This is a genomic window from Duganella fentianensis, assembly GCF_009857835.1.
Lineage (GTDB): Bacteria > Pseudomonadota > Gammaproteobacteria > Burkholderiales > Burkholderiaceae_D > Rugamonas > Rugamonas fentianensis.
On the sequence record NZ_WWCL01000002.1, the window covers coordinates 813,813 to 838,127 of the forward strand.

Annotated in this window: 20 protein-coding genes; 10 read left to right on the forward strand and 10 right to left on the reverse strand. The window is 62.4% G+C overall.

What is annotated here, in order from left to right; genetic code table 11:
• Positions 1-81 precede the first annotated feature (81 nt).
• From GTP23_RS11450 to GTP23_RS11460, 3 genes are read left to right on the forward strand one after another with little or no spacing between them, the layout of a single operon-like run.
• On the forward strand, positions 82-2,298 hold the full coding sequence (locus tag GTP23_RS11450; protein WP_161035238.1) for a TonB-dependent receptor: 2,217 nt from the start codon (positions 82-84) through the stop codon (positions 2,296-2,298).
• Positions 2,299-2,307: 9 nt separating this feature from the next.
• Positions 2,308-3,426 (forward strand): metallophosphoesterase family protein, encoded by a 1,119-nt coding sequence (locus GTP23_RS11455; protein WP_161035239.1) that lies wholly within the window; start codon positions 2,308-2,310, stop codon positions 3,424-3,426.
• A gap of 56 nt (positions 3,427-3,482) precedes the next feature.
• Entirely contained in the window at positions 3,483-4,637 is a 1,155-nt protein-coding gene (locus GTP23_RS11460) for a branched-chain amino acid ABC transporter substrate-binding protein (RefSeq protein WP_161035240.1), read from the forward strand.
• Between the two features lie 92 nt (positions 4,638-4,729).
• On the opposite strand, the gene GTP23_RS11465 is transcribed toward GTP23_RS11460, so the two are convergent.
• The 4 genes from GTP23_RS11465 to GTP23_RS11480 all read right to left on the reverse strand — a co-directional run bounded on the left by GTP23_RS11465 (position 4,730) and on the right by GTP23_RS11480 (position 8,919).
• Complete coding sequence (locus tag GTP23_RS11465; protein WP_161035241.1) at positions 4,730-6,997, reverse strand: outer membrane beta-barrel family protein; 2,268 nt, start codon at positions 6,995-6,997, stop codon at positions 4,730-4,732.
• A gap of 118 nt (positions 6,998-7,115) precedes the next feature.
• The gene (locus GTP23_RS11470) at positions 7,116-7,454 is read right to left on the reverse strand and encodes a PilZ domain-containing protein (protein WP_161035242.1); all 339 of its coding nucleotides are present in this window, start codon (positions 7,452-7,454) and stop codon (positions 7,116-7,118) included.
• Between the two features lie 68 nt (positions 7,455-7,522).
• Positions 7,523-8,188, reverse strand: coding sequence for a Crp/Fnr family transcriptional regulator (locus tag GTP23_RS11475; RefSeq protein ID WP_161035243.1), 666 nt, complete (start codon positions 8,186-8,188; stop codon positions 7,523-7,525).
• Positions 8,185-8,919 (reverse strand): Crp/Fnr family transcriptional regulator, encoded by a 735-nt coding sequence (locus GTP23_RS11480; RefSeq protein ID WP_161035244.1) that lies wholly within the window; start codon positions 8,917-8,919, stop codon positions 8,185-8,187. Before GTP23_RS11480 ends, GTP23_RS11475 begins: the two co-directional genes overlap by 4 nt.
• Before the next feature lie 173 nt (positions 8,920-9,092).
• Here GTP23_RS11480 and GTP23_RS11485 point away from each other — a divergent pair, with 173 nt between their 5' ends.
• A complete protein-coding gene (locus tag GTP23_RS11485) occupies positions 9,093-11,159 on the forward strand; it encodes a putative bifunctional diguanylate cyclase/phosphodiesterase (protein WP_229256051.1) in 2,067 nt (688 codons plus the stop codon).
• Between the two features lie 66 nt (positions 11,160-11,225).
• On the opposite strand, the gene GTP23_RS11490 is transcribed toward GTP23_RS11485, so the two are convergent.
• The 6 genes from GTP23_RS11490 to GTP23_RS11515 form a co-directional block, all read right to left on the reverse strand.
• Positions 11,226-13,499: a TonB-dependent receptor gene (locus tag GTP23_RS11490; RefSeq protein WP_161035245.1), complete on the reverse strand. Its 2,274-nt coding sequence runs from the start codon at positions 13,497-13,499 to the stop codon at positions 11,226-11,228.
• 68 nt (positions 13,500-13,567) lie between these two features.
• On the reverse strand, positions 13,568-13,924 hold the full coding sequence (locus GTP23_RS11495) for a DUF2946 domain-containing protein (RefSeq protein WP_161035246.1): 357 nt from the start codon (positions 13,922-13,924) through the stop codon (positions 13,568-13,570).
• Positions 13,925-14,044: 120 nt separating this feature from the next.
• The gene (locus GTP23_RS11500) at positions 14,045-14,254 is read right to left on the reverse strand and encodes a hypothetical protein (RefSeq protein WP_161035247.1); all 210 of its coding nucleotides are present in this window, start codon (positions 14,252-14,254) and stop codon (positions 14,045-14,047) included.
• Between the two features lie 186 nt (positions 14,255-14,440).
• Positions 14,441-14,971, reverse strand: coding sequence for a peptidoglycan-associated lipoprotein Pal (pal, locus tag GTP23_RS11505; RefSeq protein WP_161035248.1), 531 nt, complete (start codon positions 14,969-14,971; stop codon positions 14,441-14,443).
• 129 nt (positions 14,972-15,100) lie between these two features.
• A complete protein-coding gene (locus GTP23_RS11510) occupies positions 15,101-17,281 on the reverse strand; it encodes an ATP-dependent helicase (protein WP_161035249.1) in 2,181 nt (726 codons plus the stop codon).
• Positions 17,282-17,284: 3 nt separating this feature from the next.
• Positions 17,285-18,406 carry a LacI family DNA-binding transcriptional regulator gene (locus tag GTP23_RS11515; protein WP_161035250.1) on the reverse strand — a complete coding sequence of 374 codons (1,122 nt, stop codon included), beginning with the start codon at positions 18,404-18,406 and terminating at the stop codon, positions 17,285-17,287.
• Between the two features lie 208 nt (positions 18,407-18,614).
• Here GTP23_RS11515 and GTP23_RS11520 point away from each other — a divergent pair, with 208 nt between their 5' ends.
• The 6 genes from GTP23_RS11520 (at position 18,615) to GTP23_RS11545 (ending at position 24,234) form a co-directional block, all read left to right on the forward strand.
• The gene (locus tag GTP23_RS11520) at positions 18,615-19,865 is read left to right on the forward strand and encodes an Hsp70 family protein (RefSeq protein WP_161035251.1); all 1,251 of its coding nucleotides are present in this window, start codon (positions 18,615-18,617) and stop codon (positions 19,863-19,865) included.
• A gap of 8 nt (positions 19,866-19,873) precedes the next feature.
• On the forward strand, positions 19,874-20,503 hold the full coding sequence (locus GTP23_RS11525) for a 3'-5' exonuclease (RefSeq protein ID WP_161035252.1): 630 nt from the start codon (positions 19,874-19,876) through the stop codon (positions 20,501-20,503).
• A gap of 81 nt (positions 20,504-20,584) precedes the next feature.
• A complete protein-coding gene (locus tag GTP23_RS11530) occupies positions 20,585-20,944 on the forward strand; it encodes a hypothetical protein (RefSeq protein ID WP_161035253.1) in 360 nt (119 codons plus the stop codon).
• A gap of 69 nt (positions 20,945-21,013) precedes the next feature.
• Positions 21,014-22,537 carry a putative porin gene (locus GTP23_RS11535; RefSeq protein WP_161035254.1) on the forward strand — a complete coding sequence of 508 codons (1,524 nt, stop codon included), beginning with the start codon at positions 21,014-21,016 and terminating at the stop codon, positions 22,535-22,537.
• An 18-nt stretch (positions 22,538-22,555) separates the two neighbouring features.
• Entirely contained in the window at positions 22,556-23,455 is a 900-nt protein-coding gene (locus GTP23_RS11540; RefSeq protein WP_229256052.1) for a metal ABC transporter substrate-binding protein, read from the forward strand.
• A complete protein-coding gene (locus GTP23_RS11545; RefSeq protein ID WP_161035256.1) occupies positions 23,452-24,234 on the forward strand; it encodes a metal ABC transporter permease in 783 nt (260 codons plus the stop codon). Before GTP23_RS11540 ends, GTP23_RS11545 begins: the two co-directional genes overlap by 4 nt.
• The last annotated feature ends 81 nt before the right edge of the window (positions 24,235-24,315 follow it).

Sequence of the window (24,315 nt, forward strand, 5' to 3'; positions counted from 1 at the left end):
GCTTGAATGAGTCGCTTTCATGATGCTGTCATAAATGCTTCCTAGACTTTCGGGTTTTACACCACCCACCCGGAAAGTCTCATGAAGAACTCGCAGCAAACTCTGATCCGCACGGCCATGTCGGCGCAGGTGCTGGCCGCACTGGCGCTGATGTGCGCCCCGGCCCAGGCGCAAACCCAGACGCCGCCAGCGGATGAATTGCAGGTGTCGAATACGGCGCTTGATGCCGAAGCCATCAAGAGCCGCGTGGTCATCACGGGTTCGAACGCGGCCAACCGCGCGCCCGTGCAGTCGGCCCTGAATGCCACCCAGCCGCAATCCATCATCACCGCGACCTTCATCGAGCAGACCGTTACGCCGCTGGCTGACTTCAATGCCGTGGCCCGTATTGCGCCTAGTGTCAGCGCCGGTATCTCGGCCAACGGCTCCGGCCTCGGCGAATCCAAAGTGGCACTGCGCGGTTTTCAGGATGGCGAGTACAACGTCACCTACGATGGCATACCGTTTGGCGACACCAATAATCCTACCCACCATTCCACTTCCTACTTCCCGGCCCGCATCATCGGCGGCATGGTGATAGAACGCGGCCCCGGCAATGCCAGCAATCTGGGGCAGGCCACTTTTGGCGGTTCGATCAATCTGTTTTCCAAAGAACTGTCGAATGACTTCCGCTTCACGCCGTATCTGACCTATGGCAGCTGGAATACCAAGATACGCGGTGCCGAAGTCGATAGCGGCGTACTGCAGCGCTTCGGCGACGCGCGCCTGATGTTCAATGCTTCGCGGCTGGAGTCGGATGGCTACCAGACCTATAGCGCGGTGAAGGAAGACAATTACCAGTTCAAGCTGCAACTGCCGCTGGGTAAGGACACCACGCTGACGCTGTTCTCCACCTATAACACCATCCACAGCAATGTGCCGGACAAAGCGGGCGTGACGCTGGCGCAGGTGGCGCTGTACGGCAAGAACTACTCGCTCAACAACGACAAGACCAGCCAGAACTACTGGGGCTATAACTACAACGACAAGCGCACGGATTTCGAATACGTCCGTCTGCAGACCCGTCTGGGCGACTGGGCGCTCGACAACACCCTGTACACCTATGCCTACAATAACAACACCATGTCCGGTCAGGATGCCAGCGGCGCCACGGCCAACGGCACCAAGGCTGGCGCTGCCGGCAACAAGAACGTGCCGGGCTATAACAAGCTGAATGCCTACCGCGTCAACGGCGACATCATCAAGCTGAGCAACCGTCTCGATGCCGGTCTGCTGCGCGCCGGCCTGTGGCTGGAAAACTCCGATACCGACCGTCACACCTATGATCTGGACTGGACGCTGAACCTGCCGAATCCCAAGGAATCGACGGCGCCCAAGAGCGTCAGCTACGAGCAGCAATCGAGCTGGAAGCAGTACCAGCCGTTCATCGAATTCGAATGGGCGGTGGCACCGCAGTGGACCGTTACGCCGGGCCTGAAATACGTGCACTTCCAGCGCAAGCTGGACGCTGCCGTGAATCAGGGCACGCGTTTGCCGACCACGGCCGAGCAGACCTACACCACCACCTTGCCTTTCCTGACGGCCAATTACGCCATCAGCAAGGAATGGGCAGCGTATGGCCAGATCGCCCGTGGTTTCCTGGTGCCCGATCTGTCCATGTTCTACGTGAACAACCCGACGCTCAACACACCCAAGCCGCAGACCTCCACCAACTACCAGCTCGGCACGGTGCACCAGTCGGGCAATCTGACGCTGGACGCGGATCTGTACTACATCGACTTCAATAACAAGATCGCCACCAGCGGCAGCGGCAATGACCAGATCTATTACAACCAGGGCGGCGTGGTGTACAAGGGTCTGGAAGGCGCGATCACCTACTATCTGGGTAGCGGCTTCTCGCTGCACGCGAATGGCTCGCTGAACAAGGCCGAAGCCAAAGACAGCGGCCTGCAGGTCGCCAAGGTGCCGAAGTCGACCACGGCGCTGGGCCTGCTGTACAAGCGTAACGGCCTGTATGGCTCGCTGATCGCCAAGACCAATGGCAGCCAGTATGCCAAGGATGGCGAACCGGCCGCCTACCAGATCGGTGCCTACACCGTCACCGACCTGACGCTGGGCTACCGCTGGCGCGTGGGCGGACCGTTCGTCAAGGCCGTCAAGCTGCAGGCCGGCGTCAACAACCTGTTCAACAAGCAGGATGTGACTTCGATCTCGGCCAATAGCAAGGGCGCTGCGTTCGACCAGTACACCTTCGTACCGGAACGCAGCTGGACCGTCTCGCTCAACGCCGACTTCTAAGGAGCTGTGATGGCTAGACTGATTTCGCGCGCGGCGCTGGCCGTTGTTACTGCATCGCTGTGCTGTGCCAGTTCGCAGGCTGCCGAGCGGCATGCGGCCAGACGGCCTGCGCCAGACCCTGTGCTGTTTTCCTTTGCCACAGTGGGCGATTCGCGCACTGACGCTGCGCTGGCAACCACGGCACAGGACAGGCTGTACCTGCAGAACACGCAGGCGCTGGCGCGCATCGTGCGTGAAATCAGTCAGCAGCATCCGCAGGCGCTGTTCTTCAACGGCGACATGATCATGGGTTACACCACCGATGCGGTCGAGATCGCGCGCCAGTACGCCTACTGGCGCGGCATGATGGCCGGACTGATGGAGACGGGCACTTATGTGGTGCCCGTGCCCGGCAATCATGAAATGCAGTTCAAGGGTAAGGACGGGCAGGGCCGTGTCACCAAGACGGCCGTGCCGGACAACGAGCAGCACTGGCGTGCCAGCATGGGCGATCTGATCCTCGATGCGGCGCGCTGGCAGGCGGTGACGGGATTGCCCTTGCAGGCCTACGATGCCGCTAACACGCCGCAGGCCGGCAGTGCCGATGGCAACCGCACCAGCCAGTCCCAGCTCACGTATTCCTTCGATGTGGCAGGCAGCCACTTTGCCGTCATCAATACCGATCCGGTCGGTAATGATGGCCATGCGCCCGTGCACTGGCTGGCGCAGGACTTCCAGCGTGCACGCGAGCGCGGCATGCGCCATTTCTTCGTGTTCGGCCACAAGCCGGCCTATACCTACCGCTTCCGCGCCGGCGTGGAGGAGGATGGCATGGACATCTATCCCCAGCATGCACAGGCGTTCTGGCAGCTGATGGAAGACTATGGCGCCAGCTATTTCTGCGGCCACCAGCACATCTTCAATGCCCAGCAACCGGCGCTGGCCAGCGGCGGCAAAGCCTGGCAGGTGATGGTGGGTTCGGGCGGCTCGCCGTTCAGCGCCAAGCCGGGCGATGGCCATGGCCCGACCGACCGCATGTATGCGTGGGCGCTGGTGCAGGTACATGCCAGCGGCAGGGTGCAGGTGACGATCAGAGGTTTCGACGACAGCTACGGGCCTAGCCGGACTTTGCAGACGCTGCATTACTAGTCTGGGCAAATATATTTGCCCAATGGTATTCTCTAGCCTTCACTCATGAGGGCATTATGTCATTAATAACAAAAAAACTGGTCCGGGCGCTTGCGCTGGGCTGCGCTGCCATGGCCACCGCTCAGGCGGAAGACATCATCAAGATCGGCCATGTTGCAGCGACTTCGGGCGGTATCGCCCATCTGGGCAAGGATAACGAAAACGGCGCGCGCATGGCCGTGGACGAACTCAATGCCAAGGGCGTGGTCATAGGTGGCAAGAAGTACCGCATCGTGCTGCAGGCGGAGGATGATGCGGCCGATCCCAAGCAGGGTACTACCGTGGCACAGAAGCTGGTCGATGCCAAAGTGCAGGGCGTGATCGGCCACGAAACCTCGGGCACCACCATCCCCGCTTCGCGCATCTATCACGACGCCGGCATTCCGCAGATTTCGCCTTCGGCCAGCGCTATCCAGTACACGCGCCAGCGCTACAACACCACCTTCCGCAACGTCGCCAACGACGAGCAGCTCGGTGCTGCGCTGGCCCGCTATGCCATGCAGACCATGAAGGCCCAGCGCATCGCCGTGATCGACGACCGCACGGCCTACGGCAAAGGGCTGGCCGATGAATTCATCAAGAACGTCAAGCGTCAGGGTGCGGCCACCGGCAGCAGCATCGTCAACACCCAGTACACCACCGACAAGGCGACCGACTTCAACGCCATTCTGACGGCAGTCAAGGCCAGCAAGCCGGACATGATTTTCTTCGGCGGCATGGATGCCGTATCGGGCCCCATGCTGCGCCAGATGAAGCAGCTCGGCATGCCGCTGCGCTTCATGGGCGGCGACGGCATGTGCTCGGACGGCGTGCCCCGTCTGGCCGGCGAGGCGCTGGCCGATGATCAGGTGATCTGCGCCGAGGCCGGCGGAGTCGAGCCGTCGCAGGAAAAAGGCATGGCCGATTTCCGCGTGGCTTACCGCAAGAAGTTCGGTATCGAGGTGCAGACCTATGCACCGTATGCCTACGATGCGCTGATGACGATGGTGGAAGCCATGCAGAAAGCCGGCTCGCCCGATCCGGCCAAATACCTGCCCGTGCTGGCCAAGGCCACCCACAAAGGTGTAACGGGCAATATCACCTTCGATGCGCGCGGCGATGTGCAGGATGGCGTGCTGACCATCTTCACTTTCCGCAACGGCAAGCGCGTCAAGCTGGCGGTGGTGAAGTAGGGCCTTAGCGTGCTGCAGGCTAAGGCCTGCGCCGCAAAGAAAAAAGCCGCGGGCGATGCGAGTCGCCAGCGGCTTTGTCGTTTCTGGATGGCTCAGCCCTGCGGTGGCGGAGCGCCGAAGCCGGGGCCGCCGCCGGGGCCGCCCGGTGGCGGGCCCATACGCGGTTCGTGCTGCTCGCTTTCCTTGTTGGGGCCGCCGAAGCGGTAGGACAGGCCCAGATAGAATACGCGGCCATCGAAGCGGCGCGTACTGGTTTCGCGCAGGGTGGCGCTGTCCACCACGGTTTCCATCTTGTTGGTGTTGAACAGATCGGTCACCGTGGCCAGCATGCTCAGGCGCGGCGTCAGCGCCTGACGCAGGCTCAGATTGAAGGTCGAGTTGGGTGAACGGTAGCCCTGACCGGACAGCATCTTGCCCTGCATTTGCAAGGCCATCTGCACTTGCGTAGCGGCGCTGTAGGCATAGTTGAGGCGCACCCGGCCGCTGAGCGAGTTGGCCGTGCGGGTACTCAGCAAGCCCTGATCATCGAGCGTGGTCTGCTGCATGCGCATCAGGTTGCCGCTGGTGTTGAGCGTCAGCTCCGGCGTCAGCTTGCCGCTCATGGTGAATTCCAGTCCGCTGGAATGGCTACCTTCGCCATTGCGGCGCGTGGTCAGCAGCACGTTGTTGGCCAGCAGCGTGCGGTAGTCGACGATGGCATCCGTATCGCGCCGGTAGTAGCTGCGCAGATTGGTTTCCAGCCCGAACAGCTTGGTCTCGTAACCGACTTCGAAGGAATCCGTCTTGGTCGGTTTGAGCATGGGATTACCGGACGAAACATTGAATTCGTCGCGGTAGACCACATAGGGATTGAGGTCGTTGGCATTCGGCCGGCGTATCCTGCGCGCATAGGCAAAGCGCAGCGTGGACGCTTCGCTCAGCTTGTAGGTGGCGAACAGGCTGGGCATGAAGTTCAGGTAGTTATTGCTGGCCTCCACATTGCTGGTGTACTGGTGGATGTCGAGTGCCGTGTGTTCGCTGCGCAGGCCGGCCAGCAGGCCCCAGTCATCGTTCAGGCGCAACTGGTAGGAGCCGTACAGCGCCACCACGGTCTCTTCCAGCTGGTAGTGATTGCTGCGCGCCGGATTGAGCGTCACCGCTGAAGTGTAGGGGTTGATGTCGGTGTAGGCGGTTTCCGCGTCGCTGGTATTGGTGGCGATCTTGTAGCCGGCCTTGGCGCTGCCGCCCCACAGTGGCCGCTCGTAATCGCCCGTGAAGTCGACGATGCGGATGGAGCTATTGTTGTGCTGGGCTGCACGCGTGTTGGGCAGGTTGCCGCTGGCATAGCTGTTGGCATACAGGTTGTCGCTCTCGTTCTCCGAAGCGGAGACGCGCAGATCGATCTTCAGTACTTCGTTCGGCAGCTCGCCCTTGTGGTCATAGCGCGTACCCCAGCCAAAGTTGCGCGCATCGCCGCTGCGCTGGGTGGTGCGCACATAGTCGGTCAGCGGCTGCAGCGCTGTGGCGCCGTTGATGTAGTGGTCCACCCCATGCTGGTCATTGGTGCGGGCATTGTAGTTGGCGCTGGCCGCCAGCGTGTCGGTGGCGTTGAGGTTGTAGTTGACGGTGCTGTTTACGCCCGACATATCGTTCAGGCCCATGCCGCTCGACTGCTGGCTGCTGTGTACCCAGTTGCCGTTGCTGTCGAGCCGGTCGCGGCTGACGTCGGCGGTGGAATTGCGGCCGTCATGGCGGATATGGGCGCCGCCCTGTATGCCCCAGGCGCCTTCGTTGTAGCTGCCGGAAAACGCACTGTTGTAGCGGCCTTCCACGCCGGCGTTGGCGTTCAGGTTGGCGAAGCCACCGGCCTTGCGGTTGCGCCGCATCACCAGATTCAGGATAGGGCCGCCGCCAGCTTCATTGCCGAACTGGGCGCCGGGATTGTTGATCACTTCGACGGACTCGATATCGTCGGCCTGCATGGCGTTCAGCGTAGCGCCACGGTTTTCGCCCTGCAGCATGGCCGACGGTTTGCCGTCGACCAGTATCTGCACATTGCTGCTGCCGCGCAGGGTCACCGTGCCATCCGGATCGACGGCGACGGATGGCACGTTGTTGAGTGCATCGGCTGCCGTGCTATTGCTGGTGCTGATGTCGGACTTCACGTCGTAGACCTGACGGTCGATACGGTTGGTCGGGCGTTCGCCCGCCACGTTCACGGAAGGGATCACGCTGGCGACTTCGGCCGGCCTGGCGGGGCTGGCCTTGGTGGTGGCGGGATTATTGGCGGACGGGCTGCTGTTGCTGGCCGCAGCAGGGCTGGTTTGTGCCAGTGCGGCCAGCGGGCTGGCCAGACAGGCGCTCAGGAGGATTTTGCGCATGGGTAGAGTACAGGGCTGCACAGGATGGCAGCGCGGTGGGCTGAAAGTAGGGCAATTCTAACCCTGAGCTAAACAAGAATAATTGTTATTTACAATACTTTACTTGCGCAACACTGGCTTAATCTTGCTCGGGCGGCGAAGTCAGATAGTCGGCAATCTTGAGGGCGCAATCGGCCGGCATGGAGAGGAAATAGGCGTCGTTACGAAAGCGCCCCTGGCTGCCGATATGGGCGCTGTGCAGCACCGTCAGTGCCACATGGTTGACAATTGAACAGGCCGGGAAGCTGAAATGCAGAACGTAATTCTCGCCCACCGGCATGGCTTGTTCGCTCAGAAATGAGACGCCATGCCGCGAGATGTCAATGATTTGCGTGCCGGTCTCGTGCTGCCCATCCATATCGGTCAGATGGGCATCCACTTGCAGCAGGCGCTTGACGTGTTCTCGTCGGGGATCCATAGGCTGGGCCTGGTTAAAAACCACAGTATGCCAGAAGCCGGACGTGCCGACGAGAAACTGCGCAAACCTCAGGCGAGGGCGGGAACTTCCGTCAGCGGCATGCCTGCTGCCAGTTGTTCCAGTGCCTCGCGCGACTGCACCACGAAACCGCGCTGGCCCAGCGAGATCCAGCCGTTACGCTTGAGCAGGCTCAGGGTGCGGCTAACCGTGGCGGGCGTCAGGCCCAGATAGTCGCTGATTTCCTGACGCGACATGGGCAGTGCAGCGTGGATCTCTTCGGCCGGATCGGCCGGTGCCTTGCCGGCCCGCTTCAGCAGGAACAGCACGATGCGCTGGCAGGCGCCGGCGCTGCGCAGGGTTGCTGCGGCGATCTGCTGGCGTTCGATCTCGCGGCTCAGCATGGCGCTGAACAGATCGCAGCTATACGGCTCGCGGTCCATCAGTTCGGCCAGCTGGCGGTAGGGCACCAGATCGAGTTCGCAATCAGTCAGGGCCAGCGCCGAAGCGTGGCGTTCCGGTTCGCCGATGGTATCGACGCCCAGCCAGTCGCCGGGCTGGACGAAATCGATGATGCGTTCGACGCCATCGGGGCATTGCTGGTACAGCTTTATATGGCCGCTGCGCACATAGTACAGCTCGCCGTTTGCAGCGTCGTGCATCTGGAACAGATGCTCGCCGCGCGCCAGCGCCAGCGGACTGCCGAGCTGGCATTGAGTGAGGTCGAAGTCCATCATGCGGCCGCCAGCATAGCTTGGTCTGGCTGCGGCTCGTGGCCGAAAGCCATGGTGCGCAGAGCGCTCATGTCCAGCAGTTTGACATCGCGGCGGCACAGTTCGAACAGGGCGCGCTGCTTGAACTGCAGCAGCAAACGGCTCACGCATTCGGCCGTTACGCCCAGATAGCTGGCGATATCACAGCGCGACATGGGCAGGCGGAACTCTTCCGGCTGATAGCCATAGGTGGTCTGGCGTTCGGACAGGGTCAGCAGCAGATCGGCCATGCGCTGTTCTGCCTGCGTATTGCGCAGCATGAGCGCGGCGCGCTGTTCGCGGCGCATCTCGCGCGCCAGCAGGGCGTGCAGGTGGGCCCGCATCACCGGGCGACGGCGGCCTTCGAAAGCGTGGCGGTTCCAGCTGATGCTGCAGACCACGCTATCTTCCAGCGCTACCACACTATTCGAATATTCGAGCTGGTCGAGTGCATCGAGGCCGATAAAGTCCGGCGCCAGCGCAAAACCGATCACATGGGCATCAGCGTCGGGCGCCGATGGGCCGCGCACGACTTTGAAGCTGCCGGAGCGGATGTGATAAATCTGGTCACCCACGGCGGAGCCGGCTTCGTACAGGGCAGTATGCCGTTCGATGCGGATGCGGTGGCTGGTGGTCTGGCTGCCGGCAGCTGCGCCGACACACTGGGTACGTTGGCTGCAGACGCTGCAGTTGTTCTGTTCGATGGAGTTTGCCATGTCGATTTCTTTTACTATTGGTACGATGAAGAGATGGTATTGAAGCAGGTCATTGATTTCCTTGATGCAGATCAAAAATGAAAAGATTTGCTCTGGTTGATCTACATCAATTATTTTTTTGTTGGAAATCTGTACTCTTCGTCCACTGTTATTTAGTACCAAAAAGGATTTCCATGATTAGCCTGGCGCAAGCACGGGCCCCCGTCGCAATGGCCGAGAATGAACTGTGCGAAGTGTTCTCCGGCGCGACCCTCGATGCATTACCTGAACAGATCGCGCTACTGGGACGCGGCGGCGTGATGCTGGATGCCAACGCCGCCTGGCGCAATGCCGTCCATGCGGGCCGCCATCCGGCCGAGCAGGCGCACCGCGCCGGCGTAGAAGCAGTACTTTCCGGCAGAGTGCCGGCCTACCACACGGAATATGGCAGCCCCGATGGCGCTTGCCATTACAGCGTGTCCGTCCTGCCGCTCGATGGCAGGGCGGCGCTGGCGATCCACCGCGATATCACCATGCAGCGCAAGGCCGAAGCCGCGCTGCGCGTGGCCGCGACGGCATTCGAAGCGGCCCAGGGCATGATGGTCAGCGATGCACAAGGCCATATCCTGCACGTCAATCAGGCATTTACCCAGATTACCGGTTATAGCGCAGCCGAAATTGTCGGCAAGACCCCCAGCATACTGAGCTCCGGCCGTCATACGCCGGAGTTCTATCAGCATATGTGGCAGCAGATCGCGCGTGATGGCTGCTGGGAAGGCGAGATCTGGAACCGCCGCAAGGATGGCGAGATCTATCCCGAACATCTGAGTATTACCGCCGTACGCGACCAGTACGGCAAGATTAGCAATTACGTGGCAGCCCTCACCGATATCACGCTGAGCAAGGCCGCCAATGATGAAATCCGCAGTCTGGCCTTCTACGATCCGCTGACCCAGCTGCCCAACCGGCGTCTGCTGCTGGACCGGCTGCGCCATGTGGTGGCCACCAGCACGCGCCACGACCGCTATTGCGCGCTGATGTTCATCGACCTGGATAATTTCAAGACGCTGAACGATACCATGGGCCATAACGTCGGCGACCAGCTGTTGCAGCAGGTGGCCGAACGACTGCAATGCTGTTTGCGCAAGGGCGACACAGTGGCCCGGCTGGGCGGCGATGAATTCGTCGTGCTGGTCGAAGGCCTGAGCAGCGAAGCACGCGCTGCCGCCAGCGAGACGGAAGCGCTGGGCTCCAAGATATTGTCCTCGCTGAACCGGCCTTATCTGCTGGGCACGCACCGCTGCCGCAGCACCCCCAGCATAGGCGCGACGCTATTCCATTGCGGCGAATCGCCGCTGCCCGACGATCTGCTGATGCAGGCCGACATCGCCATGTATCAGGCCAAGCAGGCCGGCCGCAACGGCATGCGCTTCTTCGACCGCCAGATGCAGGAGCGCATCAGCGCGCGTGCCCGGCTGGAAGGCGATCTGCGCCAGGCCATAGAGCGCCAGCAGTTCGAGCTGCACTATCAGGTGCAGGTCGATGAGCTGGGCCTGCCGCGTGCAGCCGAGGGCCTGCTGCGCTGGCGTCGCGAGGATGGCAGCCTGGTGCCGCCGGGCGAGTTTATCGGCCTGGCCGAAGAGACCGGGCTGATCCTGCCTATCGGCCACTGGGTGCTGGAAACCGCCTGTGCCCAGCTACAGGCCTGGCAGGCGGACGAGCAGATGGAAGCGCTGATCCTGTCGGTGAATGTCAGTGCGACCCAATTCCGTCAGCCGGACTTCTGCGATGAAGTGCTGCGGCTGGTGGCGCACTACGGCATCCTGCCTTGCCGCTTGAAACTGGAACTGACGGAAGGCCTGCTGCTGGAAATGGTGGAACAGACCATCGTCAGCATGCGCCGCCTGCGCGATGTGGGCGTGCGTTTTTCGCTCGATGATTTCGGCACCGGCTATTCTTCGCTGCAGTACCTGAAACGTCTGCCGCTCAACCAGCTGAAGATCGACCAGTCGTTTGTGCGCGATCTGGTCAGCGATGCCAGCGATCAGGCCATCGTGCAGACCATTATCGCCATGGCGGCCAGCCTGCAGCTCGACGTGATTGCGGAAGGGGTGGAGTATGAAGCCCAGCGCGACAAGCTGGAGGAAATGGGCTGCTTGCGTTATCAGGGCTATCTGTTCAGCCGCCCCGTGCCGGAGCCCCAGTTGCGCGCCTGGGTGCATGCAGCATACGCGATACGCCAGCAGCACTGCCTGGCCTAGCGGGCAAGACCAATACGCAGCGCTACAATGCACAGAGGGCACGTAGATTACGTGCCCTCTGTGGTTTTACAGGTCGTAGCGCAGTTCGGCGATGAAGGTGCGCTGCGGATAAGGGTGGAAGTTCCAGTACTGGTAGTTGTTCAGATTATCCACGCCCACGGCGGCACTCCAGCGCTGGTCGATACGGTAGCGGGCGCGCAGGTCGGTGGTGAAGTATTTGCTGGCACCCATGTAGGCATAGCCATTCGGATCGGTGTTGTCGAGCGTCGAGTACTGGCGGCCGCTGTAGCGCGCAGCATAGCTGAGCGACAGCTTGTCGGTGAAGTCATAGCTGACCACGCCGGTAGCGCGCCATTCCGGAATACGCGGCTGCCATTTGCCTACGCTGGCGGGGAATTTATCGTTGCCGACGATGCGCGAGTCGGTCCAGGTCAGGCTGCCGTTCAGATTCAGACCCTGACGCCAGACATTATCCTGCGTGTAGGACAGCTCCAGCCCCTTGGTGTGGATGCGGTCCACATTCTGGATGGTGCTGACGGTGGAACCGGACAGCACATTGATCTGCGAATACAGCGAGTCGCGCGTCCGTTCGCCGAATGCCGTCAGGCGCAGCCAGCCATCTTCCAGTTTGCGGTCGGCCGTCAATTCGCCCGTGTAGGATTTTTCTGCCTTCAGGTCGGGATCATTATTGGTCAACTGGCCCGAAGCATTCACGCCACCCTGATACAGTTCCGACACGGTAGGCATGCGCACGGCGCGGCCCAGCGACGCCTTGATCACCCAGTCCTGCGTGGCCTGATAGGCCAGCGCGAATTTGGGGGACAGATAGTTTTCGCTACGTTCGGGGTGGTAGGCCGTTTTGCTGGCATTCGAGGTGGCGCCATCGTGGGCGTTCCAGTGCTCGTAACGCAGGCCCAGTACGGTTTTCCAGCCGCTGGCAAATTTCCAGCTATCCTGCGCGTACAGGCTGTTGGTTTCGGTCTTGCCGGTGAAGGCAGAATTGCGGCCAGTGGCGGCACCATTGAGCCAGTCGGTGGTGGCGTTTTCTATGCTGGCCAGCTTGTAGGCTTCGCGCTGGTAGCCGAAGTCGATGACGTGGAAGTGATCGGGCCGCCAGGTACCTTTGGCATTCAGGGTATTCCAGCCCGTACCATCCTGGCTGACCATGCGGCCGGCGCCGCCATTCAGGGAGGCAGGATAGGCCAGCGCCGTCGGGGCGCGCAGCTGGTCCTTGTCGTAGTCGTACAGGCTGGCGGCCAGTTCCCAGGTGAATTCGCCCTTGCCGTGCGATTTCAGCGACAGGCCGTGCATGATGTGCTGCAGCGATTCATTGGACAGATTGAAGTCCGTATTACTGATGCTGTAGGCGCGGCCGTCTATGCTGACATTGCCGCTATACACGGGCTGGCCATTGCTGTCGCGTAGATAGCTGTCCGGCCGGCCTTTGGAATCGTTGTGCCACAGGCCGAAGGTGTAGCTGGCACGCAGCGTGGGGCTGAAGTCGTAGGCCAGCTTGGCTTTGAACTGGTCCTGCAGCGTGTGGTACTGGGTGGCAGTGCCCAGCAGCAGCCAGGGTTTGTTGGCGCGGTCCTGACTGGCGATGGCACCCGTCACCACGGTGGCATTCTTGCCCGCGGCGGTAGTGCTGAGCGCCTTGTTGGGGAAGGTCAGCGGCTGGCCGTCGCTGTCCGTGTGGCTCAGATCGACCAGCCAGGCCCAGTTGCCCGAACGGTTGCCGACGGTAATGCTGCCTAGCTTGCCCTGATACACGCCGTCCGTGCTGTACAGCTGGAACGGCTGGTGGGTGGCCGTCAGTTTGGCGTGCACTTCCAGCTGGGTAGGCATGCGGGTGACATAATCGACCACGGCACCCACGGAATTGCCGCCGTAGGCAGCCGAGAACGGGCCATACAGCACATCGACCCGCTCTATCAGTTCGGGCGAGACCATGCCCCAGCGCGGTGCGAAAGTGGCGCCATTGCCCAGATAGTTGGACAGCAGGATGCCGTCACCATACACCATGGAGCGGGCGCTATTGCCCGTGCCGGAAGCGCGGGTGGACAGCACGGCGTGGTTGTAATCGCCGATGTAGCGCTTGCGCACGAGCAGGCTGGGCATGTATTTCAGCGCATCTTCCGCATCGGTGGCATTGATGCAGCGCTCGATATCGGCGTGGCTGATGCCCTCGAAGGTGGTGGGGATCTGGGTGGGCAGCGAGGTCGGGCGGCTGCCTTCGATGATGACGGTGCCGATCTGGCGCAGTGGCGCGTCCTGTGCAGCAGCGAATTGGGTATAGACGGCCAGCAACGCCAGCGCCAGAGGGGTGCGTAAGGTATTCATAGTATTCCTGATGGGTGTGTGTACAGTCCGCCGCTATGCTGCGGATAGTGACTGGTGATGACGGTCGATCAGGAAACTGCGGGTGGCCCCCGGGCCAGACCGCGCTGCCAGCGCTGGTAGAGCGCTGCGGTGGCGGTCGCCGGTGTGTCGTAGTGATCGTGGCCGTCGATGACGGCCAGACTGTGCTGCGCCGTCGGCAGCGTCGCGTGGCCGCCGCCATGGGGCAGACAATAATCGCAAGCCTGCATGGCGGACAGGTCGCCGGCCGGTGCTTTGCCCTGGGTGCCGGTGTAGCAGATGGAACCGGCGGCAAACTGGCTGACGGGATACAGCGTGCGGCTGATGGTAGGCGCAACACTGCCGAACAGGATGGCCAGCAGGGCGATCCACAGGTACAGCGTTCGGCGTTGTGCAGTCTTAACCATGCAGCGATTATAACCAGCGCAGTCTTATTGCCTGTAGTCAAATCTGCAAAACGATGATATTTGTTAAATTTTAGAAGTAACTTTTCTGCGCCTGCCGCTGGACAGGATAAATCTGGCCCGTCAGTGCAGCTGGCGGCTGCTGCCATAGCTGCTGCTGGCCGGTCGCGACAGGCTGCGCACGTGGGCGAGCTGGCGCTGTACCGCCCGGTGCCAGGCGCAGGCCCAGCGTGCCGCCAGGGCGGACTCTTCGGGAGTGCGGGCATACAGTACCCGCTGCACGGCCAGTCGCTGGCGTTGCAGGGCATATTGAGCGGAGTGCAGGCGGATCATGGCTGGCGACGGAACAGAGCGGCGGGACAGGGTTATTGTGCGCGCTATGGTCGTGGCTGAATGTGCGCCCGTTCACTTAGGCAGCAACTTTGTTGGCGGACCCGCAGTTGCGCAGGCGGCCGCAGAAAAGAAAACGCCCGGCCAGTGGCTGGCCGGGCGTTGCAGACTAGCTTACTTTAGCAGTAATTACTTGCTTGGGTAAACGATGTCGGCACGACGGTTCTGCGAGTACGAAGCCTCGTCTTTACCGGTCGCTTTTGGTTTTTCTTTGCCGTAGCTGATGGCTTCCATCTGGCTGTCTTTCACGCCGAACACTTTCAGTGCGGTCACAACAGCTTGTGCACGTTTCTGGCCCAGAGCCAGGTTGTACTCGGCGCCGCCGCGCTCGTCGGTGTTGCCTTCGATTTTGATGGCGACGTTAGGGTTGGCCGACAGGAATTTGCCGTGGTCAGCAACCAGAGCTTCGAATTCTGGCTTGACATTGTATTTGTCGAAGTCGAAGTAGACGCTGCGGTTTTTGTAGATCGAGCTGTTAGGGTCCAGGTAGGCTGGAACCGAAACTGGCACTGGTGCAGCAACTGGTGCTGGCGCAGGTGCTGGAGCAGCTTTCACTGGCTCAGGTGCCGGGGCTGGTGCCACGACTGGTGCAGGGGTGCTGCAAGCGCTCAGTACAGCCAGCGCGCAGGTAGCCAGCAAGATTTTTTGTTGTGCTTTCATGGAAATACTCCTGAATTTGGTTACTGTTTTCTTGGACATGCATGGGGTGTGAGGCTCTTACACCAGCCGCATCCGCCATTATATAAGGGTTTCCCTCAGAAAAATTGGCGCGGTGCATGATTTTGTGCATTATTTTTTTAACCAAGGGGCAAAAGGGCCCAGATCACGGCCCGTTTCGACGTACCAGGCCCGTCTGGCCATGTCGAACTGGGCCCCTAGCGCCTTGACCTGATCCTTCTCGTGGAAGCTGGCGTTCAGGTAAATCCGGCCGGCGGCTGCGCTGGCCGATGGCGCATGGTGCTGCTGGCGCTGCAACGCCGCATCGGCACTGGCGGCCGACTCGGTCAATTGCATTTTTGATATAAAACTGCTGCGCAGGGCCGGATCGGCGGGCGAAAGCAGGGTCAGGCGCTGGCGCGTACGGGTGGCTGCCACATAGAACAGGTTTTCTTCATCGGCGCGGGGCTGGCGCGGATGGGGGAATTCGTCCGCCTGCAGATAGGGCAGGATGACATGGCCGAATTCCTTGCCCTTGGCCTGGGCGGCGCACTCGATCAGCACGCTTTTAGTGCCGCGGCGCGACAGGCTGGCCGCTTCGCGCTGATTCAGCGCCAGCCAGAAATCCTGCAAGCCCAGACCGGAACGCTCGGCCATATGCAGCAGGGCGGCCACCGAGCGCTGCACCACTTCGGCCGCATAGGGGCGCACGAAGATGCGTTTGGCCGTATTCACCAGTTGCACCCGCTCGCACAGTTGCTGCAGCACGCTGCTGGCTGGCTGCTGGCGGTCCTGCTGGCCCAGCCAGGCCAGCGCATCGATGACGGCACGGCGGGTGGCGCTGGCGGCCACGCTGCGGTAGTCGGGCGCTACGCCATCGCGCCGGGGCGCTTCGATCAGGTAGAGCTCGCCCAGCAGTGTAGGCTCTTTGCTGATCTGGGCCTTGAAGTGGTCGAGCTGGCCCGGGCCGAAGCCCATTTCGCTGAAGGCCACGAGGGCGTCGACCACGGCCATGCGCAGGGCGGGCGTGCGGATGGCAGCAAAATCGTTGAGGCCTATGGCCAGCAGGCCGCGCAGGAACAGGATTTCATCGCGCTGCAGATAGCCGGCCATGGCTGGCGTACGGTAGGGGATGGCGGCATCGATCAGGGCATTTTCCAGCGCGATCGACTGGTGCCGCTCGCGCAGCAGGATGGCGCACTGGTCGGCGCCGTAGCCGTCTGCCTGCCATTGCCTGAGGGCGGCGATGACTTTCTGCGCGCACTCGTCACCGTCGCGGTAGTGGGCCTGACGGATTTCCGTATGCAGGTCCAGCGCCGATTCCACCGGCTTCTGCTTGAAGCGGGCCATGGCGTGGGCCAGATGGGGGCCGTGGCGGAAGCTGTAGGTCAGCGGCAGCCGCTGCAGCTTGGGGAAACGTGCGGCGAAGCGCTCGCGCAGATAGCTGTCGTGTGCGCCCAGACGTGCATAGATCACCTGATCGCGGTCGCCGGCACCGACGAAGAAGCAGGTACTGCGGCTGATTAACGCGTCGAGGATGCGGAAGGCTGCTTCGTTCAGGTCGTGCAATTCGTCGCACAGCACCAGCCGGTAATCGGGCAACTGCTCTGCCAGCCGGGCGCCGCCATCCAGATTGCAGGCCAGATCATAGCTGGCATCGAGCGGACCACGGAACTGGGCGCCAGCACCGCCATCGAGGCGCAGGGCTTCATATTCGAGTGTGGTCAGATAATCGGTCAGCGGCACGTCCAGCAGCGTGGCGATCTCGTCCAGATCCATGAACTCGACATCGCGCTGCAGCGCCATGCCGGCCTTGAGCTGGCACTGCACTTCGAGAAAACGGGCCAGCGCCACGCTATGGGTCTGCAAGTCCAGCTGTTCCAGTTTGCCCGCATAGCGCTGGCCCACCCGGTCCATGGCTTGCAGCGCATACTGCTTGAGCAGGCGCGCATCGTCGTAGTTGCGCACGCCATCGCCATCGCTGGCATCGAGCTGCCAGCGGGCAAAGTCTTCGAAGCTCAGGATGTGCAGGCGTTGCACCAGTGCGGGCGCCACGCCCAGCTGGGCCAGCCGGGCAGCCAGCACATCGCGCGCTTCCACCGTGAAGGTCAGGGCCAGTATCTGTTCGGGCGGCAGATTGCGCGCCAGCGCCTCGCCTATGCGCAAGGCCAGCGTGGTGGTCTTGGCGGCACCGGCATTGGCGTCGATTAGCACCGTCTTGTGCTGGGCCAGCTGGATGGCCAGCTGTTCGGCGGTCGGCGTCAGGCCACGGGGTATAAAGCGGGCAGTGCGGGGAGGTTGGGCAGCGTTCATCCGCTACATTATAGCGAGCGGCTGGGGCAAGCTGAAAGGCGCGCCTGGCGCTGTGGCGGGTGCTTGCAGGCGGGCCGTGGCACCCTCGATGAACTGGGCGTCGAACAGCTGGCGGTCGGCGGCCAACTCGGGCCGTTCGATCAGCCGGCATATCTGCTGCGCGGCGGCGGCCGCCATCTGCGCCATGGGCTGGTGCAAGGTGGTCAGATTGTAGCTGAGCCAGTTCGATGGTTCGACCGCATCCAGTCCGGCCACCGACAGCTGGCCCGGCACGGAGATGCCCAGCTCATGGCGGGCGCAGTCGAGGCAGCCGATAGCCATCACATCGTTGGCGCAGATGATGGCGTCGGGAATGCCGCCGTGGCGGGCGATCAGGGTTTTCAGGCCCGTCGCCCCGCTGTGATAGTCGAATTCGCCCGTCACTACCAGCGGCGCCGGCAGGCCCAGCTCGGCCAGCTGTTCGGCCACGCCCTGCTGGCGCGCAATGGCGACCACCGAATCCTTGCTGCCGGAAATAATGCCGAACTGGCGATGGCCTGCGGCGGCCAGCCTGGCCGCCAGCATGCGCCCGGCGGCGCGGTGGTCGCAGCTGACCGTATGCACGCTGTGGTCTTCCAGCAGGCGGTTGAATACCACCAGCGGCACGCGGTGGCGTTTGAATTCGGCCACTGCCGTGGCCGGCAGGTGGGCGGCGGCTATCACCCCGTCGACCTGGAATTGCCACAGGTCGCCCAGTACACGGGCGGCTTCGGATTCGCTGGCGAGCGGGAACAGCAGCACGCGCTTGCCGTGCGGCGTGAGCTGCTTGCTCAGTTCGGTCAGCAGCTCCGGATAGTAGAGGTTGGCACGGTTGGTGATCAGTACTGCCACCATATTGGTACGGCGCGTAATCAGGCTGCGTGCGGCGGCATTGGGCACATAGTCGAGCAGGGCAGCCGCCTTCATGACGCGGGCAAACGTGGTCTTGGAGACGCTGGCACCGGGCTTGAAACAGCGCGATACGGCCGACTGCGAGACGCCCGCCACCAGTGCCACGTCGTAGGAGGTGACGCGGCGCGACTGCGCGGCCAGTTCGGCGATCTGGCTGGCGGCGCTGGCTTCGATGGTGCGCTTGGGTGGGCTCATTGTCTCGTGCTGTTGTGTTTGCTCTTGATCGGCAATACTGGTCAGCATAACCAATAAATTACTGAAGAGCAACAATATTCGCTTTCCATTGAGAAATAGAGTTGGCCCTGTGGCAGCGCGACGAATTTCGCCCCGCAACCCAGATTTTTGCGAGTGCAGCTGCTATTTCTGCTAACATTACGCCCCTTTATTCTGTTCAAGGGTGGTCATGGCCATTGCATGCGGTGTCGATTTTGGCACCTCCAATTCGACGGTAGGCTGGGTGCAGCCGGGCCAGCCAGTAATGCTGGGACTGGAAGATGGCAAGGTCACTCTGCCTTCGGTGGTGTTTTTCAATGCCGATGACGAAGTGGTGCGCTATGGCCGCGCCGCGCTGGCCGATTATCTGGCCGGCTACGAAGGCCGGCTGATGCGTTCCATGAAGAGTCTGCTGGGCACCAGCCTGATGGAAGGCCAGACGGAAGTGGCGGGCCGCGCCTTGCCTTTCCGTACCCTGCTGGCCCAGTTCATCGGCGAACTCAAGCACCGTGCCGAACAGGCTGCCGGACGCGAATTCAGTTCGGCCGTATTCGGCCGTCCTGTGCACTTCATCGATGATAATCCCGTGCACGACCAGCTGGCGCAGGATACCCTGGAGCAAATCGCCCGCTCGGTCGGTTACAAGGACGTGGCCTTCCAGTTCGAACCGATAGCCGCCGCCTTCGATTACGAGTCGCAGATCAGCCGCGAAGAGCTGGTGCTGATTGCCGATATCGGCGGCGGTACTTCCGACTTTTCGCTGCTGCGGCTGTCGCCGCAGCGCGCTGCCAGGGTGGAGCGGCGCGACGATATTCTGGCCAATGGCGGCGTGCATATAGGCGGCACGGATTTCGATAAATACCTGTCGCTGGCCAGCGTGATGCCGCTGCTGGGCTACGGCAGCCGGCTGCGCAACAATAGCGAAGTGCCATCGAGCTATTACTTCAATCTGGCTACCTGGCATACGATCAATCAGGCCTACACGAAAAAGGCCTCGCTGCAGCTGGCCGATCTGCTGCGCGATGCTGCCGAGCAGGACAAGCTGCAACGGCTGCAGAATCTGATCGACGACCGTGCCGGTCACTGGCTGGCGCTGCAGGTCGAGCAGGGCAAGATCACCCTGTCCGATGCGCAGCAGGCCGTGCTGGAGCTGGACCGGCTGGCCCCGCCGGTGGCGCTGGAAATCACCCGCGCCCAGTTCGATGCCGCTTCGGAGCAGCTGGTCAGCTCGGTAGAGAACACCGTACAGACCTTGCTGCGCGATGCAGGCGTGGCGCCGAGCGCGGTCGATACGGTGTTCTTCACGGGTGGTTCCAGCGGCGTACGCCTGCTGCGCGAACGCATTGCGGCACTGGTGCCCACGGCGCGCCGCGTCGAAGGCGATCTGTTTGGCAGCATAGGCGCCGGTCTGGCGCTCGATGCAGCGCGTAAATTCGGTTAGGAAACCCTATGCTGGCTCAATCGCTGGTCATGCTGGACTTTGAAACCACGGGGCTGTCGCCGGCCAGTGGCGACCGCATCACGGAAGTGGCAGCGCTGCGCCTGCGTGACGGGCTGGTGGTCGAACGCTTTGTTTCGCTGGTCAATTGCGGCGTGCGCATTCCCGCCTTTATTACCGGCCTGACCGGGATTACCCAGGCCATGGTGGATGGCGCGCCGCCCGTCGGGCAGGTGATGCCGCGTCTGCTGGAGTTCATCGGCAACGATACGCTGGCTGCGCACAACGCTGCTTTCGACGACAAATTCCTGCAGGCCGAAGCGGCCCAGCTGGGGCTGACGCCTGCCTATCCATCGCTGCTGTGTTCGCTCAAGCTGGCGCGCCGCGTCTATCCCGGCATGGCTAGCTACCGGCTGGGCGATCTGTCGCGCCAGCTCGGCATCCGCTTTGCCAGTGCCGCCCACCGGGCCGAGGCCGACGCTGAAGTGGCCGCTGCCGTGCTGCTGCGCATAGGCGAAGATCTGTCGCGCCAGTATGGCTGGCCCGACGTGGCGCCCGAGCTGCTGGTAGCGGTGAACAAGCTGGCTGCTGCCAAGGTGCCGCAATTCCTGTCCAGCCAGAATGGACAAAAACTGCGCTAAATTTCCCGACTAGCATTACAATACGCGTGTCCTAGTCATTAATATTGCCTTTTTGTGTACGTGCGCCGCCTACTTTTCCGTATGCTGTTATCGCTACTGCTGGTGTTCTCCCAGCAGATGGGGTACGCGCACGCGCTGACCCATACGGCGGCCAGTGCGGAGCTGGCGGCAAATCTGGCACTGAGTGCCGATCAGGCGCAGGCTGACTACACGGCCGATGACGATCCGCATCTGAACGGCATCATCAAACTGGGGCTGGACCACAGTTGCGCCCAGTGTCTGGCAGTAGCCCAGTTCACGGCTGCCGTCGATAGCCATTTCCATTCCTTCCCTCTGCTCGATGGTATAGCCGTGGTGGGCGCTGCTGCGCCGCTGGCCGTACTGCCGGCCAGGCCGCTGGCGGCCTATCACTCGCGCGCACCGCCCGTTTCGTTCTGCTGATGCCGTCTCACGCCGCCTGCCCGCTTAGTTGGGGCAGGGCGTGTTCTATCGACCCACACAGGACAAAATATGAAACACTCCAGCATGCTGGCGGTCGCCTTGAGCGCCGCCCTGGCGGCGCCCTATGCGCATGCCTCCACCCCGAAAAAACCGCACACCGCGAGCGCGCAGGCCGATACTGAAGCCCAGCTGGCCGCATTGCGCGCCGAAATCAGTGCCATCAAACAGGCTTATGAAAGCCGTCTGCAGGCACTGGAGAGCCGCCTGCAGCAAGCCGAGGCTGCTGCGCAGCCCGCTAGCGCGGCGCAACTGGCTACCTTGCCTGCGCCTGCCGCTGCGGGCAGCGCAAGCAGTGCGACAGTTTCTGCTCCGGCCAGCGCGGCCGTCGCTGGCTATGATGCGGCGCCTTCGGCCGCCAGCGCAGCACCAGCGCTGGCGACAGCGTCTCCGGCCGGCACGCCCGCCAATCTGTATAACCCGAATATCTCCATGATACTGGGCGGAAGCTGGCAGAATTTGCGTCAGGATCCCCAGCAATATCTGCTGCAAGGCTTTATGCCCAGCGGCGGCGAAGTGGGCCCGGGCAAGCGTAGCTTTAATCTCGGCGAATCGGAACTGACGCTGGCGGCGAATATCGATCCGCACTTTGCCGGCCAGCTGACCTTTGCCCTCAGCGGCGAAAACGAAGCCAGCGTGGAAGAAGCGTTCGTGCGTACGCGCGCGCTGGAAAACGGCCTGAATCTGAAAGCGGGCCGCATGCTGTCGGGCATAGGCTATCTGAATGGCCAGCATGCCCATACCTGGGACTTCGTCGATGCGCCGCTGGCCTATCAGGCCTTCCTCGGCGGCCAGTACAGGACGGATGGGGTGCAAGGCACCTGGCTGGCACCACTAGACCAGTATCTGGAGATAGGCTTTGAAGCGGGCAGCGGCGCCGCCTTCCCTGGCAATGACCGCAACCGCAACGGCGCCGGCGCCTATGCGGCGTTTGCCCATCTGGGCGACGATCTGGGCAGCTCGGCTAGCTACCGTGCCGGCCTGTCCTATCTGCGCACGGCGGCGCAGCAGCGCCAGTTCAGCGATGCCGGCCTGGAGCACGCCTTCAGCGGCCGTTCGCGTCTGTGGGTGGCCGATGCCATCTACAAATGGGCGCCCGGCGGCAATGCCGTCAGCACCAATTTCAAGCTGCAGGGCGAATATTTCCGCCGCACGGAAGACGGCGTGCTCGATTACGCCAGTGCCAGCGCCGATAGCGCCAGCGCTGCCTACCGCAGCGTGCAGTCGGGCTGGTATCTGCAAAGCGTCTACCAGTTCATGCCGAACTGGCGTGCGGGCCTGCGCTACGACAAACTCGATAGCGGCAATGTGCGTTACGGCCTGATCGAGAGCGGCGCACTGGGCTGGAACAATCTGCCGGTGCTGGAAGCCTACCGTCCGCGCCGCAGCAGCATCATGCTCGACTACAGCCCTTCGGAGTTCTCCCGTCTGCGCCTGCAACTGGCACGTGAGCAGAGCCGTGCTGGCGTCAGCGACAACCAGATTTTCCTTCAATACATCATGAGTCTGGGCACCCACGCTGCCCACGCTTTCTAAGGAGCGAACATGCAAGGGATGACTAAACAACCATGGCTGGTGCTGCTGTGCCTGGCCATCATGGCACCGGCCCATGCGGCACTGAATGTGCTGGCCTGCGAACCGGAATGGGAAGCGCTGACGCAGGAACTGGGCGGCGATAAAGTAAAGGTCAGCAGCGCCACCACGGCCCTGCAGGACCCCCATCGAGTGGAAGCACGCCCCAGCCTGATCGCCCGCACGCGCAATGCGCAGCTGCTGGTGTGCACGGGGCTGGAGCTGGAAACGGGCTGGCTGCCCGTGCTGGTGCAGCAGTCGGGCAATAGCCGGATCGCGCCGGGCCAGCCCGGCTACTTTGAAGCGGGCGCACTAGTGCCACGCCTCGATGTGCCAGCGCGGGTAGACCGCAGCGAGGGCGACGTGCATGCGGCCGGCAATCCTCACATCCAGCAGAATCCGCACAATATCGCACTGGTCAGTGTGGCGCTGACCAGACGCCTGGCGGAACTCGATCCCGCCAACGCGGCTTACTATCAGGCACGGCAGAAGGATTTCGCCCAGCGCTGGGAAGCGGCCATGCAGAAGTGGGAAAAGCAGGCGGCCGGCCTGAAAGGTGTGGCCGTGGTCGAACACCACAAAAATATGGAATACCTGATGAACTGGCTGGGCATGCATCAGGTGGGCACACTGGAACCCAAACCCGGGGTGGAGCCTAGTGCGGCCCACCTGTCCGGCTTGCTGGCCCAGCTGCAGCGTGCACCGGCGCGCATGGTGCTGCGGGCCGGCTATCAGGACGGTCGTGCCTCGCAATGGCTGAGCGAGCATGCGCGCATTCCGGCCGTGGTGCTGCCGTTCTCGGTGGGGGGTGACGAGCGCAGCAAAGACCTGTTCGGCCTGTTCGATAGTACGGTACAACGCTTGCTGGATGCGAATAAATGAATACGGATGCGCTCGATCTGATGATCATCGTGCCGGCCTTGCTGGCCGGCTTGCTGGTGTTGCTGACCCATGTACCGCTGGGCGCGCAGGTGCTGCGGCGGGGCATAGTGTTCATCGATCTGGCGATCGCCCAGATCGCTGCGCTCGGCGTCATCATCGCCGGTGTGGCCGAGCTCGATCCGCACAGCTGGACGGTGCAGGCGGCGGCGGCCACGGCGGCCGTGCTGGGCGCCGTGCTGCTGACGTGGACGGAGAAGCGCTGGCCCGATGTGCAGGAAGCCCAGATCGGCGTGATGTTCATACTTGCCGCCACGGCCGGCCTGCTGCTGGTCGCGCACAACCCGCATGGCGGCGAGCATTTGCAGGACTTGCTGGCCGGCCAGATACTGTGGGTGCGCTATGACCAGCTGCTGTTGCCGGGTGCCGGTACGCTGCTGATCTGCGCACTGCTGTACCGCATGGGTGAGCGGCTCAGCCGGCTGGGTTTCTATCTGGTGTTCGCGCTGGCCGTGACAGCGTCCGTGCAGCTGGTCGGTGTCTATCTGGTGTTCACCAGCCTGATCGTGCCGGCGCTGGCCGTGCGCCATTACCGGCCGGCGCTGCGCCTGTGGCTGGCCTATGCCATCGGTGCGGCCGGCTATGCCAGCGGGCTGGTGCTGTCTACCCTGTACGATCTGCCATCGGGCGCCCTGATCGTCTGGTGCCTGACCCTGCTGGCCATGCTGGCTTATGCGGCCGGCCCCCGTGCCGGTGTGCACAGCCAGCCGCTGCGGCACTGAAATGGTGCGCCCGTGGTTAGGGCGGGATTGAGCATCATCAAACGGGACCGGTGGAGCGCTTTTATACTTTAGTCAAGATTT